This is a genomic window from Kosakonia pseudosacchari (assembly GCF_900184035.1).
GTDB classification, from domain to species: domain Bacteria; phylum Pseudomonadota; class Gammaproteobacteria; order Enterobacterales; family Enterobacteriaceae; genus Kosakonia; species Kosakonia pseudosacchari.
In genome coordinates, this window is sequence record NZ_FXWP01000014.1 from 14,484 (window position 1) to 28,556 (window position 14,073).

Genomic DNA, 14,073 nt, shown 5'->3' on the forward strand with positions numbered 1-14,073 from the left:
GCAATAAAACATCGCAATAACTCAATAATTCACAATTAAAAAGCCGGTAACGCTTTTGATTCGTCAATACAGCAAGCTAAAATAGAAATATTCATTATTCTTAATAAGAAAATCCTATGGAAAATTATCAGATCGATAATCTGGACCGCGGCATCCTCGACGCGTTGATGGCGAATGCGCGTACTGCATACGCCGAACTGGCCAAACAGTTTGGTGTCAGCCCTGGCACCATTCACGTACGCGTGGAGAAAATGAAGCAAGCAGGGATCATTACCGGTGCGCGCATTGACGTAAGCCCAAAACAATTGGGATATGACGTCTGCTGCTTTATCGGCATCATTTTGAAAAGCGCCAAAGATTACCCCTCCGCGCTGGCGAAGCTGGAAAGTCTGGAAGAGGTGACCGAGGCTTATTACACCACCGGTCACTACAGCATCTTTATTAAGGTGATGTGTCGATCCATAGACGCCTTGCAGCAGGTACTTATCAACAAGATCCAAACTATTGATGAAATTCAGTCCACGGAGACGCTAATCTCCCTGCAAAACCCGATCATGCGTACGATCCGCCCTTAACCGGGCGTTTTCATCCTCAAATAATACCCGTATTGTCCACAGGTAGATCCCAGCCCATTCACAGCGTACAATGCCCCCCTATTTATCGCCGAATGGCGAGTAAAACGGAGCGGGCTTCATGGCAGACATCACTCTTATTAGCGGCAGTACTCTTGGCGGCGCGGAATACGTGGCGGAACATCTGGCGGAAAAGCTGGAAGACGCGGGTTTCAGTACCGAGACGCTGCACGGCCCGCTTTTAGAGGATCTTGTTTTGCAGGGCACCTGGCTGGTGGTCAGTTCCACCCATGGTGCGGGCGATCTGCCCGAAAACCTGCAACCGTTTTTAGATGATTTGAATGAGCAAAAGCCGGATCTGTCCCAGGTACGTTTTGGCGCTATCGGTATCGGTAGTCGTGAATATGACACCTTCTGTCAGGCGATCGAAAAACTGGAAGCGTCATTAAAGGCGTGTGGTGCAAAACAGATCGGCGAAACGCTGAAGATCAACATCCTTGATCACGATATTCCGGAAGATCCAGCGGAAGAATGGCTGGGATCCTGGAAAAATTCACTCAATAACGATTAAAGATCGTGCGATCAGATGTGGATAACTATGCTTAAAAGCACTGATCAACCGGTAGTTATCCCATTAACAACTGCAGTTCAGTTTTTGACTTGTGTATAACTAGCCATTCTGATCCCAGCTTATACGGTTCAGGATCACCGATCATTCACAGCTAATGATCCTGCCTAATGAATTGATCTTAAAGTGATGATCCGGGTTATCCACAGTACCTGTCGCTCCTAATAAGAGATCACAATAGAACAGATCTCTACATATAAAAGATCTTCTTTTTAATAGCCGGGATCCGATCCTTTCTCACTGGACTAAAGTTGAGTAGAATCCACGGCCCAGGCTTCAATCCAATTTCTAACCGCTCAGGCGAGGCATACCACCATGTTTTATCCGGATCCTTTTGACGTCATTATCATTGGCGGGGGTCATGCAGGCACTGAGGCCGCAATGGCCGCAGCGCGTATGGGTCAGCAGACCCTGCTTTTGACACACAATATCGACACGCTGGGGCAGATGAGCTGCAACCCGGCGATCGGCGGTATTGGGAAAGGACACCTGGTAAAAGAAGTGGATGCGCTTGGCGGGCTGATGGCAAAGGCGATCGATCAGGCAGGTATTCAGTTTAGGATACTAAACGCCAGCAAAGGTCCGGCAGTGCGCGCGACACGTGCACAGGCAGACCGCGTGCTTTACCGTCAGGCAGTGCGCACAGCGCTTGAAAACCAACCGAACCTGATGATCTTCCAGCAGGCGGTTGAAGATCTGATTGTCGAAAACGATCGGGTAGTTGGTGCCGTGACCCAGATGGGGCTCAAATTCCGTGCGAAAGCGGTCGTGCTGACCGTGGGGACATTCCTCGATGGCAAAATCCATATTGGCCTTGATAACTACAGCGGTGGTCGTGCGGGCGATCCGCCATCCATTCCGCTGTCGCGTCGTCTGCGCGAACTGCCGCTGCGCGTCAGCCGCCTGAAAACCGGGACACCGCCGCGTATTGACGCACGCACCATCGATTTCAGCGTCCTGGCCCAGCAACATGGCGATAACCCGATGCCGGTGTTCTCGTTTATGGGCAACGCTGCGCAGCACCCACGTCAGGTGCCGTGCTACGTCACGCATACCAATGAAAAAACCCACGATGTGATCCGCAACAACCTTGATCGCAGCCCGATGTACGCCGGGGTTATCGAAGGGATCGGCCCGCGCTACTGCCCGTCGATCGAAGATAAAGTGATGCGCTTTGCCGATCGCAACCAGCACCAGATCTTCCTTGAACCGGAAGGACTGACTTCAAACGAAATTTACCCGAACGGTATCTCCACCAGCCTGCCGTTCGATGTGCAGATGCAAATTGTTCGCTCCATGCAGGGGATGGAAAACGCGAAGATTGTTCGCCCTGGCTACGCCATTGAGTACGACTTCTTCGATCCGCGCGACCTGAAACCTACGCTTGAAAGCAAATTTATTCAGGGTCTGTTCTTTGCCGGCCAGATTAACGGCACCACCGGGTATGAAGAAGCTGCGGCCCAGGGGCTGCTGGCGGGGCTTAACGCTGCGCGCTTCTCTGCCGAAAAAGAGGGCTGGGCGCCGCGCCGCGATCAGGCTTACCTCGGCGTACTGGTGGACGATCTCTGTACCCTGGGTACGAAAGAACCGTACCGCATGTTTACCTCCCGTGCGGAATATCGCCTGATGCTGCGCGAAGACAACGCCGATCTGCGCCTGACGGAAGCGGGGCGTGAACTGGGTCTGGTGGATGACGAACGTTGGGCGCGCTTTAACGAAAAACTGGAGACTATCGAGCGTGAGCGTCAGCGCCTGAAATCTCAATGGGTATCACCAGCCTCTGAACATGCGCCTGCGGTCAACGAACATCTGACCGCACCGTTGTCGCGCGAAGCCAGCGGCGAAGATCTGCTGCGTCGTCCTGAGATGACCTACGAGCAACTGGTTCAGTTGGCGCCGTTCGCACCGGGCCTGGACGATCAACAAGCTGCCGAGCAGGTGGAAATCCAGGTGAAATACGAGGGGTACATCGCGCGTCAGCAGGATGAGATCGAAAAACAGCAGCGCAATGAGAACACGCTCCTGCCAGCAACGCTGGATTATCGGCAAGTGAACGGTTTGTCCAATGAAGTGATCGCCAAACTTAACGATCACAAACCGTCGTCTATTGGCCAGGCATCGCGTATCTCCGGGATCACCCCGGCGGCGATCTCCATTCTGCTGGTGTGGCTGAAAAAACAAGGTATGCTGCGCCGTAGCGCCTAATTTCACTTATCTGCCCGGTTCTTACCGGGCATTTTAATTCCACAGGTAACCACCGTGCTTAACAAACTCTCTCGTCTGCTCGATGAAGCAGGTATTTCGTTGTCCGATCACCAGCAACAACAACTGGTGGCTTACGTCGAACTGCTGCACAAATGGAACAAAGCGTACAACCTGACTTCCGTACGTGATCCCAACGAGATGCTGATCCGCCATATCCTCGACAGCGTTGTGGTTGCGCCTTACCTGCAAGGTTCACGCTTTATTGACGTCGGGACTGGCCCCGGATTGCCTGGCATTCCGTTGTCTATCGTACGTCCTGAATCGCACTTCACTTTGCTCGACAGCCTTGGCAAACGGGTACGGTTTTTACGCCAGGTTCAGCATGAATTGAAACTGAGCAATATCGAACCGGTGCAGAGTCGTGTCGAAGATTTCCCGGCAGAACCGCCATTTGACGGCGTTATTAGCCGCGCTTTTGCTTCGCTGAACGACATGGTGAGCTGGTGCCGACATTTACCTGGCGAAGAAGGGCGTTTCTATGCGTTAAAAGGTTTAGTGCCGGAAGAGGAAATCGCGCTGTTACCTGCTGATTTGTGTGTAGAAACTATTATTAAACTGCATGTTCCGCACCTCGATGGTGAGCGTCATTTGGTCGTCGTTAAAGCAAATAAAGTTTAATTTTTATCAAAAAATGTATCATTCGTGCGGTTGCTGCGATGTTAAAAAACGACATTAAAAACGATGATACGTTCGGTTACATTTAACCGTATTTTTACCAGGATTTTTCTGACATTTAACGATGAGAATTTTATTACCGCGTAAAATAATCAACTGTGAAAATATCAGTCCGCTAAAAATCGGCTTCGATAACGAAATATTCATGTTAAATAATTATTAAAAATGTCAATAAATCGTTTTTATAGTAGATGTGAGTGTTTTAAAAAGAGTTGTGATAAATCGGCTTAAATATCAGAAAGATGAAAAGTATCAAATTCCTGCTGCGATAAATAGGGTGGGTGCATAAATGTTTATTTTGTGACCGAGTGCACGCTTTACCATCAGGAATTTCGCGTTATTTGCACTTTTGCCCGAAGGTTCACAGTTTCTGCAAAAGTTTAAAAATAGCCCTTGGGAAAAATATTTAAACATTTATTCACCTTTTCGCTACTTATTGTTTGAAATCACGAGGCCGCACCGTATAATTTGACCGCTTTTTGATGCTTGACTCCGGGCCTCAAAGAACGTTTTATACGACACGCGGCATACCTCAAAGGGAGCAGGAGTTAAGAAACGCAATGTCTGTGTCGCTCTATAGTCGAAACGTTGCTCGCAGGCTTCTGCTTATTCAGTTTCTGGCAGTAATGGCAAGTGGATTGCTGTTTAGCCTCAAAGACCCCTTCTGGGGCATTTCCGCCGTGTGCGGAGGTATGGCAGTCTTGCTGCCGAATATGTTGTTTATGATTTTTGCCTGGCGTCATCAGGCGCATACACCCGCTAAAGGCCGCGTGGCCTGGACCTTCGCCTTCGGTGAAGCGCTCAAGGTGTTGATGACATTCGTGTTACTGGTGGTGGCGCTGGCGGTTTTCAAGGTGGCTTTTTTGCCGCTGATAGTCACGTGGGTTTCGGTGCTGGTAGTTCAGATACTGGCACCTGCTGTAATTAACAACAAAGGGTAAGAGGCATCATGTCTGCAGGAGAATACTCAACACCGCAGGAGTACATCGGTCACCATCTGAATAACCTTCAGATTGACCTGCGTACCTTCTCACTGGTGGATCCGCATAACCCCCCGGCCACTTTCTGGACGCTGAATATCGACTCCATGTTTTTCTCAGTGGTTCTGGGTCTGTTGTTCCTGGTGATGTTCCGTAGTGTAGCGAAAAAAGCCACCAGCGGTGTCCCAGGGAAATTCCAGACGGCGATTGAGCTGGTGATTGGTTTTGTTCATGGTAGCGTCAAAGACATGTACCACGGCAAAAGCAAGCTTATCGCGCCACTGGCCCTGACGATTTTCGTCTGGGTATTCCTGATGAACCTGATGGATCTTTTGCCTATCGACTTCCTTCCGTGGATTGGCGAGCACGTCCTGGGTCTGCCTGCACTGCGCGTGGTGCCGTCTGCTGACGTCAACATCACCCTGTCGATGGCGCTGGGCGTATTTATCCTGATTCTGTTCTACAGCATCAAAATGAAGGGTATTGGCGGTTTCGCTAAAGAGCTGACTCTCCAGCCGTTCAACCATCCGGTATTTATTCCGGTAAACCTTATCCTTGAGGGCGTGAGCCTGCTGTCCAAACCGGTTTCACTCGGTCTGCGACTGTTCGGCAACATGTACGCGGGTGAGTTGATTTTCATTCTGATCGCGGGTCTTCTGCCGTGGTGGTCACAGTGGGTTCTGAATGTGCCATGGGCCATTTTCCACATCCTGATCATTACGCTGCAAGCCTTTATCTTCATGGTTCTGACGATTGTCTATCTGTCGATGGCATCCGAAGAGCACTGATTTTTAACAACACTACTACGTTTTAACTGAAACAAACTGGAGACTGTCATGGAAAACCTGAATATGGATCTGCTGTACTTGGCTGCCGCTGTGATGATGGGTCTGGCGGCAATCGGTGCTGCGATCGGTATCGGCATCCTCGGGGGTAAATTCCTGGAAGGCGCTGCGCGTCAGCCGGATCTGATTCCTCTGCTGCGTACTCAGTTCTTTATCGTAATGGGTCTGGTGGATGCTATCCCGATGATCGCTGTGGGTCTGGGTCTGTACGTGATGTTTGCTGTCGCGTAGTGAGGGTTGCTTTTCAAGCAATTGTTTAGAACGTTAACCAGATAAGAGGCATTGTGCTGTGAATCTAAACGCAACAATCCTCGGCCAGGCCATCGCGTTTGTCCTGTTCGTTCTGTTCTGCATGAAGTACGTATGGCCGCCGTTAATGGCAGCCATCGAAAAACGTCAGAAAGAAATTGCTGACGGTCTTGCTTCCGCAGAACGAGCTAAAAAGGACCTTGACCTTGCACAGGCCAATGCGACCGACCAGCTGAAAAAAGCGAAAGCTGAAGCTCAGGTAATCATTGAACAGGCGAACAAACGTCGTTCTCAGATCCTGGACGAGGCGAAAGCAGAAGCCGAGCAGGAACGTACCAAAATCGTGGCGCAGGCGCAGGCGGAAATTGACGCCGAACGCAAACGCGCCCGCGAAGAGCTGCGTAAGCAAGTGGCTCTGCTGGCAGTAGCCGGCGCCGAGAAAATCATCGAGCGTTCCGTGGATGAAGCTGCTAACAGCGACATCGTGAATAAACTGGTCGCTGAACTGTAAGGAGGAGGGGCTGATGTCTGAATTTGTAACGGTAGCTCGCCCCTACGCCAAAGCAGCTTTTGACTTTGCCGTCGAAACTCAGAGCGTTGACCGCTGGCAGGATATGCTGGCGTTCGCCGCCGAGGTGACGAAAAATGAAGACATGGCAGAGCTTATCTCCGGCGCGTTAGCACCGGAAACGCTCGCTAAGTCGTTTATCGCAGTTTGTGGGGAGCAACTTGACGACAAAGGTCAGAACCTGATCCGGGTGATGGCGGAAAATGGTCGAATCAAAGTGCTTCCTGATGTTCTTGAGCAGTTTATTCAGTTACGCGCAGCCAGCGAGGCTATTGCCGAAGTCGAAGTGACTTCCGCGACCGCACTGAGTGAAGAACAGCTTTCGAAGATCCGCGCCGCGATGGAAAAACGTCTGTCACGCAAAGTGAAGCTGAATTGCAATATCGATAAGTCTGTAATGGCAGGCGTAATCATCCGTGCGGGTGATATGGTCATTGATGGCAGCGTACGCGGCCGTCTTGAACGCCTTGCAGACGTCTTGCAGTCTTAAGGGGACTGGAGCATGCAACTGAATTCCACCGAAATCAGCGAACTGATCAAGCAGCGCATTGCTCAGTTCAGTGTTGTGAGCGAAGCTCACAACGAAGGTACTATTGTTTCTGTAAGTGACGGTGTTATCCGCATCCACGGCCTGGCCGACTGTATGCAGGGCGAGATGATTTCTCTGCCGGGTAACCGTTACGCTATCGCACTGAACCTGGAGCGCGACTCCGTAGGTGCCGTTGTGATGGGTCCGTACGCTGACCTCGCCGAAGGCATGAAGGTGAAGTGTACTGGCCGTATTCTGGAAGTTCCGGTTGGCCGTGGCCTGCTTGGTCGTGTGGTCAACACCCTGGGCGCGCCGATCGACGGTAAAGGTCCGGTTGATAACGATGGCTTCTCGCCGATCGAAGTTATCGCACCGGGCGTTATCGATCGTCAGTCCGTCGATCAGCCGGTTCAGACAGGTTATAAATCCGTTGACGCCATGATCCCAATCGGTCGTGGTCAGCGTGAGCTGATCATCGGTGACCGTCAGACCGGTAAAACGGCGATGGCTATCGACGCTATCATCAACCAGCGCGATTCTGGCATCAAATGTGTGTACGTGGCTATCGGCCAGAAAGCGTCCACCATTGCTAACGTGGTTCGTAAACTGGAAGAGCACGGCGCACTGTCCAACACCATCGTTGTTGTGGCAACCGCTTCTGAATCTGCTGCACTGCAATACCTGGCGCCGTATGCCGGTTGCGCAATGGGCGAATACTTCCGTGACCGCGGTGAAGATGCGCTGATCGTATACGATGACCTGTCCAAACAGGCAGTCGCTTACCGTCAGGTTTCCCTGCTGCTCCGTCGTCCGCCAGGACGTGAAGCATTCCCGGGCGACGTATTCTATCTCCACTCTCGTCTGCTGGAGCGCGCATCCCGCGTTAATGCTGAATACGTTGAAAACTTCACCAAAGGTGAAGTGAAAGGTAAAACCGGTTCTCTGACCGCGCTGCCGATCATCGAAACCCAGGCGGGTGACGTTTCTGCGTTCGTTCCGACCAACGTAATTTCTATTACCGATGGTCAGATCTTCCTGGAAACCAACCTGTTTAACTCCGGTATTCGTCCGGCGGTTAACCCGGGTATCTCCGTATCTCGTGTGGGTGGCGCAGCTCAGACCAAGATCATCAAGAAACTGTCCGGTGGTATTCGTACCGCGCTGGCGCAGTATCGTGAACTGGCGGCGTTCTCTCAGTTCGCTTCCGATCTTGACGAGGCGACCCGTAAACAGCTGAGCCACGGTCAGAAAGTGACCGAGCTGCTGAAACAGAAACAGTATGCCCCTATGTCTGTTGCACAACAGGGTCTGGTGCTGTTCGCGGCTGAGCGCGGTTACCTCGAAGATGTGGAACTGGCGAAAATCGGTAGCTTCGAAGCCGCTCTGTTGGCTTTCGCTGACCGTGATCACGCTCCGCTGATGCAAGAGATCAACCAGTCCGGTGGCTATAACGACGAAATCGAAGGCAAGCTGAAAGGCCTCCTCGATTCCTTCAAAGCAACCCAATCCTGGTAACGTCTGGCGGCTTGTCTTAGGGCAGGCCGCAAGGCATTGAGGAGAAGCTCATGGCCGGCGCAAAAGAGATACGTAGTAAGATCGCAAGCGTCCAGAACACGCAGAAGATCACTAAAGCGATGGAGATGGTCGCCGCTTCCAAAATGCGTAAATCGCAGGATCGCATGGCGTCCAGCCGTCCTTATGCAGATACCATGCGCAAAGTGATTGGTCACCTTGCAAACGGTAATCTGGAATATAAGCACCCCTATCTGGAAGAACGCGACGTTAAACGCGTGGGCTACCTGGTGGTGTCGACCGACCGTGGTCTGTGCGGTGGTTTGAACATTAACCTGTTCAAAAAACTGCTGGCGGATATGAAAGCATGGTCCGATAAAGGCGTTCAGAGCGAACTCGCGATGATCGGCTCTAAGGGCGTCTCTTTCTTTAATTCCGTAGGTGGCAACGTTGTCGCTCAGGTGACAGGCATGGGTGATAACCCGTCCTTGTCAGAACTGATCGGCCCGGTAAAAGTGATGTTGCAAGCCTACGACGAAGGTCGTCTCGACAAGCTTTATATTGTTAGCAACAAATTTATCAACACCATGTCTCAGGTTCCGACCATCACTCAGTTGCTGCCGTTACCGGCTGCAGAAGATGAAGAGTTGAAGCGTAAATCCTGGGATTATCTGTATGAACCTGATCCAAAAGCGTTGCTGGATACGCTCCTGCGTCGTTATGTTGAATCTCAGGTTTACCAGGGTGTTGTGGAAAACCTGGCCAGCGAGCAGGCCGCACGTATGGTGGCGATGAAAGCCGCGACCGACAATGGCGGCAGCCTGATTAAAGAGCTGCAGTTGGTATACAACAAAGCTCGTCAGGCCAGCATTACTCAGGAACTCACCGAAATCGTCGGTGGTGCATCCGCGGTATAACCAGGTTAATTCGTAGAGGATTCATGATGGCTACTGGAAAAATTGTCCAGGTAATCGGCGCCGTAGTTGACGTCGAATTCCCTCAGGATGCCGTACCGCGCGTGTACGATGCTCTTGAGGTTAAAAATGGTAACGAGACGCTGGTGCTGGAAGTTCAGCAGCAGCTCGGCGGCGGTATCGTACGTACCATCGCCATGGGTTCTTCTGACGGTCTGCGTCGTGGTCTGGAAGTTAATGACCTTGCGCACCCGATCGAAGTCCCGGTAGGTAAAGCTACACTGGGTCGTATCATGAACGTGCTCGGTCAGCCGATCGACATGAAAGGCGACATCGGTGAAGAAGAGCGTTGGGCTATTCACCGCGCTGCACCTTCCTATGAAGAGCTCTCCAGCTCTCAGGAACTGCTGGAAACCGGCATCAAAGTTATCGACCTGATGTGTCCGTTCGCCAAGGGCGGTAAAGTTGGTCTGTTCGGTGGTGCGGGCGTAGGTAAAACCGTAAACATGATGGAGCTGATCCGTAACATCGCGATTGAGCACTCCGGTTACTCTGTGTTTGCGGGCGTGGGTGAACGTACTCGTGAGGGTAACGACTTCTACCACGAAATGACCGACTCTAACGTTCTGGATAAAGTATCCCTGGTTTACGGCCAGATGAACGAGCCGCCGGGAAACCGTCTGCGCGTTGCGCTGACCGGTCTGACCATGGCTGAGAAGTTCCGTGACGAAGGTCGTGACGTTCTGTTGTTCGTCGACAACATCTACCGTTATACCCTCGCCGGTACTGAAGTATCCGCACTGCTGGGCCGTATGCCATCAGCGGTAGGTTACCAGCCGACGCTGGCGGAAGAAATGGGCGTTCTGCAGGAACGTATCACCTCCACCAAAACCGGTTCTATCACTTCCGTTCAGGCGGTATACGTACCTGCGGATGACTTGACTGACCCGTCACCAGCCACCACCTTTGCGCACCTTGACGCAACCGTGGTACTGAGCCGTCAGATCGCGTCTCTGGGTATCTACCCGGCCGTTGACCCGCTGGATTCCACCAGCCGTCAGTTGGATCCGCTGGTTGTGGGTCAGGAACACTACGACACCGCGCGTGGCGTACAGTCTCTGCTGCAACGTTATCAGGAACTGAAAGACATCATCGCCATCCTGGGTATGGATGAGCTGTCTGAAGAAGACAAACTGGTGGTAGCTCGCGCACGTAAGATCCAGCGCTTCCTGTCCCAGCCGTTCTTCGTTGCGGAAGTATTTACCGGTTCTCCGGGTAAATACGTCTCCCTGAAAGACACCATCCGTGGCTTTAAAGGCATCATGGAAGGCGAATACGATCACCTGCCGGAGCAGGCGTTCTACATGGTTGGTTCCATCGAAGAAGCAGTGGAAAAAGCCAAAAAACTTTAACGCCTTAATCGGAGGGTGATATGGCAATGACTTACCACCTGGACGTCGTCAGCGCAGAGCAACAAATGTTCTCTGGTCTGGTCGAAAAAATCCAGGTAACGGGCAGTGAAGGTGAACTGGGTATTTTCCCGGGTCACGCACCGCTGCTCACCGCCATTAAGCCTGGTATGATCCGCATCGTTAAACAGTTCGGTCATGAAGAGTTTATCTATCTGTCCGGCGGCATTCTTGAAGTGCAACCGAGCAGCGTGACCGTTCTGGCTGATACCGCTATTCGTGGCCAGGATCTCGACGAAGCGCGAGCCCTGGAATCGAAGCGTAAAGCAGAAGAGCACATTAAGAGCTCTCACGGTGACGTGGATTACGCTCAGGCGTCTGCGGAGCTGGCGAAAGCCATCGCGAAACTGCGTGTTATCGAGTTGACCAAAAAAGCGATGTAACACCGGCTTGAACGTTAAAAAGCCAGTCTGGTTTCCAGGCTGGCTTTTTTTATGGATGCGTTTCAGAAAACATGAAACTGAAATGGTGTTTTATTATTTTGTGATACACATCACGAAAAATATTGATCGGTTAAAAAATGCGGAGTAGACTCTTTTTTGTGAAGTTCATCACAGAAAATAACCTTCAGTCAAAGCGGGAAACCATTATGAAACTGATCAACAAAATCATCGCTCTCTTCAGCAACATGAACATCTCTTTCGGTACGTTCAATCATTAATTGCTGATATGCCGAGTGGCGCCACGCTTACCGTTGTGTGATAAGCGAGCGCCATCTGGCTACATTTTCAGTTCCGCCAGCACTGCTCCGCTATCCAGCACCTTCCCCTTGTTGTTCACGCTCTGCCCTTTCTCAATAAAATAATTCGTATCATCAATATTTCCGACCACTGCATCGTCATAGCGACCCGGCGCACTGCGCACTGATTTATTATTGATGAATTTCCCCTGAGTAGACGCATCACCGTAGGGGCTTGGACGAAAAATAAAGTTAAAACGTTGATTATCCGCAGCGATATTGTTCTCTACTACCAGTGCGCCAGGGTTAAAGTTGTCGGTGAAACCGTCCAGATGGTTACCAATCGCTTTGCTGTTCCGCACTTGATGCGCGACTGGCTGCCCTTCTCCCCCCAGTTTGAAACCGTTGCTGGTATTGTTGCTGGCAATAGAATTCTCGATCACCACAACACCGTTGCCACCATCCTCAATCTTATTAAACAAATCAAAGCCGTCATCGATGTTGTCATGGGAGTAGCATCTCTCCAGACGGTTACCGTCACCGACGCGCATCTTTACCGCGAAACCGTCAGCGTTAATTTTTCCCGGATCTTCATTCCCCCAGGATTCAGCATCGATCACGCGATTATGGCTCGCCCACAATGCGCGACCAATGTTTTCCGGCGAAGATATTTGAATGCCGGTATCGTCATTACGCCAGGCAACCACTTTTTCGATCACGTTATGGCTACCCTGCACACGCAGGCTCTTGCCGGTAACTTCAATGCCTTTGATATGCCAGTAGCTGGCATCAACCAGTAAACCGTGAACCACTGCTTTGCCATCGGCTTGCAGCGTTTTTGGTTTATCACGCAAGCCGCTGGCGGTGAGTGGGATCTCTGCCCGGGCATAATCTCCGGCTTTCAGGTTAATCGTCCCGCCTGGCGGCAACAGAGATATTGCGGTCGGCAAATCCAGTGGTGCCGCAGCGGTGCCTTCTCCATCTGCTTTACCATCGGCTGCGGCATACAGAGTAGAAATCATCGTTCCGGCAACCCTTTCGACAGTGAATGTCTGCGAAATGGGCGTTGTCTCTTTGCCGCTTGTCGGCGTAAAGGTCAGTGCAAAGGTGTTCTCTGCCGAAAGGTGGGTTGGCAGAGTATACATTTCACCCGCTTTCACCGGTTTTTCATTACCGATCACCACTTCGTTCTGCCGAACGCTGAACAAGCCATCATAATTAGCACGAGCCTGTACCGTGTAGGCTTCGCCAATGCTTTGTGTAGGAGAGGCTATTTGTACGACAACCGGCAATGGCTTAGCCTGCCAGGGCTTCGAGTTGATGGTCTGGGCTTTGCTGGTAGTCAATGTGGCATCGCTGACCACTATTTTGGCGTTACGTGAGGCAAAAAAACCCACGTAATAGTGGTCCTTGTTTTGCACTGAAATTAAATCGGTGCGCGGTACACTGTGACTGACCCATTTATCACTGCCATGCGGCGCCCATGCGCTGATAAAGCCGTCGTTGGTACGTTCTAATTTCAGGCGAAAGGTTGGCGTCTGGCGAAGATCAATCTCTTCTTGGTAACTCTGTTTCGAGATCGTGGCACCGGCGTTACCCCACGGCTGGCTGATCCCCTCGCGAGTAATCGCTTGCATCTTCACGCGAAAATTATCTTTTTTATCCTGCGTCATAATGGCGTTCATCACCATGTTTGATGCCGCTGGAAACTCTTCATAACCCTCTTTTAGCGGCTGCTGGCGCGGAGTACCTATCACGTCTCGTACCAGCAAACCGGCACCTTCCTGCGCGGCGGGTTTTGCACCGTTTTCCGGACCGAACTGCTCAACAGTAATCGTCGCCTGTAAGACAAAATTTTCGTTACCGGGAAGCTGGGTATAAAAAAACGTTAGCCCGTCGTGGGAATTAGCAATTTTGCCGCCACGGCTTTCAATGGTGATCGGATTTGTTAATGTTGCCTCATCCGTGACAGAGAGCTTTTTACCGGCAATGGTGACATCATTGACCCCTATTTTTTCCGGTAACACATTTGATGAGAAATTCATGTCGGTAGATTGCCCAAAAGCAATCGCTTTCCAGACAGGGGCTGCTGCAGCCAACGCAGGAACGGAAATAAGCGAGCTACAAACGGTGAGGGCCAGAGGTATTTTATAATTCATTATCTTCTCCTGATTGATAATTGCCTGCC

At 51.3% G+C, this 14,073-nt stretch carries 14 protein-coding genes; 13 read left to right on the plus strand and 1 reads right to left on the minus strand.

The genetic code is table 11. From position 1 onward, the window contains the following. The first annotated feature begins 116 nt into the window (after positions 1-116). The 13 genes from asnC to BN2591_RS13280 all read left to right on the plus strand — a co-directional run bounded on the left by asnC (position 117) and on the right by BN2591_RS13280 (position 11,589). Positions 117-575 (plus strand): transcriptional regulator AsnC, encoded by a 459-nt coding sequence (gene asnC / locus BN2591_RS13220; RefSeq protein WP_007369362.1) that lies wholly within the window; start codon positions 117-119, stop codon positions 573-575. A 118-nt stretch (positions 576-693) separates the two neighbouring features. After that, positions 694-1,143 (plus strand): FMN-binding protein MioC, encoded by a 450-nt coding sequence (mioC, locus tag BN2591_RS13225; protein WP_086872181.1) that lies wholly within the window; start codon positions 694-696, stop codon positions 1,141-1,143. Positions 1,144-1,515: 372 nt separating this feature from the next. After that, positions 1,516-3,405, plus strand: a complete 1,890-nt coding sequence (gene mnmG, locus BN2591_RS13230) for a tRNA uridine-5-carboxymethylaminomethyl(34) synthesis enzyme MnmG (RefSeq protein ID WP_086872183.1) — start codon at positions 1,516-1,518, stop codon at positions 3,403-3,405. Positions 3,406-3,459: 54 nt separating this feature from the next. Further along, complete coding sequence (gene rsmG, locus BN2591_RS13235) at positions 3,460-4,083, plus strand: 16S rRNA (guanine(527)-N(7))-methyltransferase RsmG (RefSeq protein ID WP_086872185.1); 624 nt, start codon at positions 3,460-3,462, stop codon at positions 4,081-4,083. 617 nt (positions 4,084-4,700) lie between these two features. Then, complete coding sequence (atpI, locus tag BN2591_RS13240) at positions 4,701-5,081, plus strand: F0F1 ATP synthase subunit I (RefSeq protein ID WP_017458042.1); 381 nt, start codon at positions 4,701-4,703, stop codon at positions 5,079-5,081. A gap of 8 nt (positions 5,082-5,089) precedes the next feature. Next, positions 5,090-5,908 carry a F0F1 ATP synthase subunit A gene (atpB, locus tag BN2591_RS13245; protein ID WP_020455863.1) on the plus strand — a complete coding sequence of 273 codons (819 nt, stop codon included), beginning with the start codon at positions 5,090-5,092 and terminating at the stop codon, positions 5,906-5,908. A 48-nt stretch (positions 5,909-5,956) separates the two neighbouring features. Beyond that, positions 5,957-6,196 carry a F0F1 ATP synthase subunit C gene (gene atpE / locus BN2591_RS13250; protein ID WP_007369368.1) on the plus strand — a complete coding sequence of 80 codons (240 nt, stop codon included), beginning with the start codon at positions 5,957-5,959 and terminating at the stop codon, positions 6,194-6,196. A gap of 58 nt (positions 6,197-6,254) precedes the next feature. Then, positions 6,255-6,725: a F0F1 ATP synthase subunit B gene (atpF, locus tag BN2591_RS13255; protein ID WP_017458044.1), complete on the plus strand. Its 471-nt coding sequence runs from the start codon at positions 6,255-6,257 to the stop codon at positions 6,723-6,725. A 13-nt stretch (positions 6,726-6,738) separates the two neighbouring features. Continuing rightward, positions 6,739-7,272 (plus strand): F0F1 ATP synthase subunit delta, encoded by a 534-nt coding sequence (gene atpH / locus BN2591_RS13260; RefSeq protein ID WP_086872186.1) that lies wholly within the window; start codon positions 6,739-6,741, stop codon positions 7,270-7,272. 12 nt (positions 7,273-7,284) lie between these two features. Further along, complete coding sequence (gene atpA, locus BN2591_RS13265; protein WP_017458046.1) at positions 7,285-8,826, plus strand: F0F1 ATP synthase subunit alpha; 1,542 nt, start codon at positions 7,285-7,287, stop codon at positions 8,824-8,826. Between the two features lie 50 nt (positions 8,827-8,876). After that, on the plus strand, positions 8,877-9,740 hold the full coding sequence (gene atpG, locus BN2591_RS13270) for a F0F1 ATP synthase subunit gamma (RefSeq protein WP_017458047.1): 864 nt from the start codon (positions 8,877-8,879) through the stop codon (positions 9,738-9,740). Positions 9,741-9,766: 26 nt separating this feature from the next. Continuing rightward, positions 9,767-11,149, plus strand: coding sequence for a F0F1 ATP synthase subunit beta (gene atpD / locus BN2591_RS13275; RefSeq protein ID WP_017458048.1), 1,383 nt, complete (start codon positions 9,767-9,769; stop codon positions 11,147-11,149). A gap of 20 nt (positions 11,150-11,169) precedes the next feature. Beyond that, positions 11,170-11,589: a F0F1 ATP synthase subunit epsilon gene (locus BN2591_RS13280; protein WP_086872188.1), complete on the plus strand. Its 420-nt coding sequence runs from the start codon at positions 11,170-11,172 to the stop codon at positions 11,587-11,589. Between the two features lie 337 nt (positions 11,590-11,926). Here BN2591_RS13280 and BN2591_RS13285 read toward each other — a convergent pair whose 3' ends face one another. Further along, positions 11,927-14,044, minus strand: a complete 2,118-nt coding sequence (locus tag BN2591_RS13285; protein WP_086872190.1) for a right-handed parallel beta-helix repeat-containing protein — start codon at positions 14,042-14,044, stop codon at positions 11,927-11,929. Between the last annotated feature and the right edge of the window lie 29 nt (positions 14,045-14,073).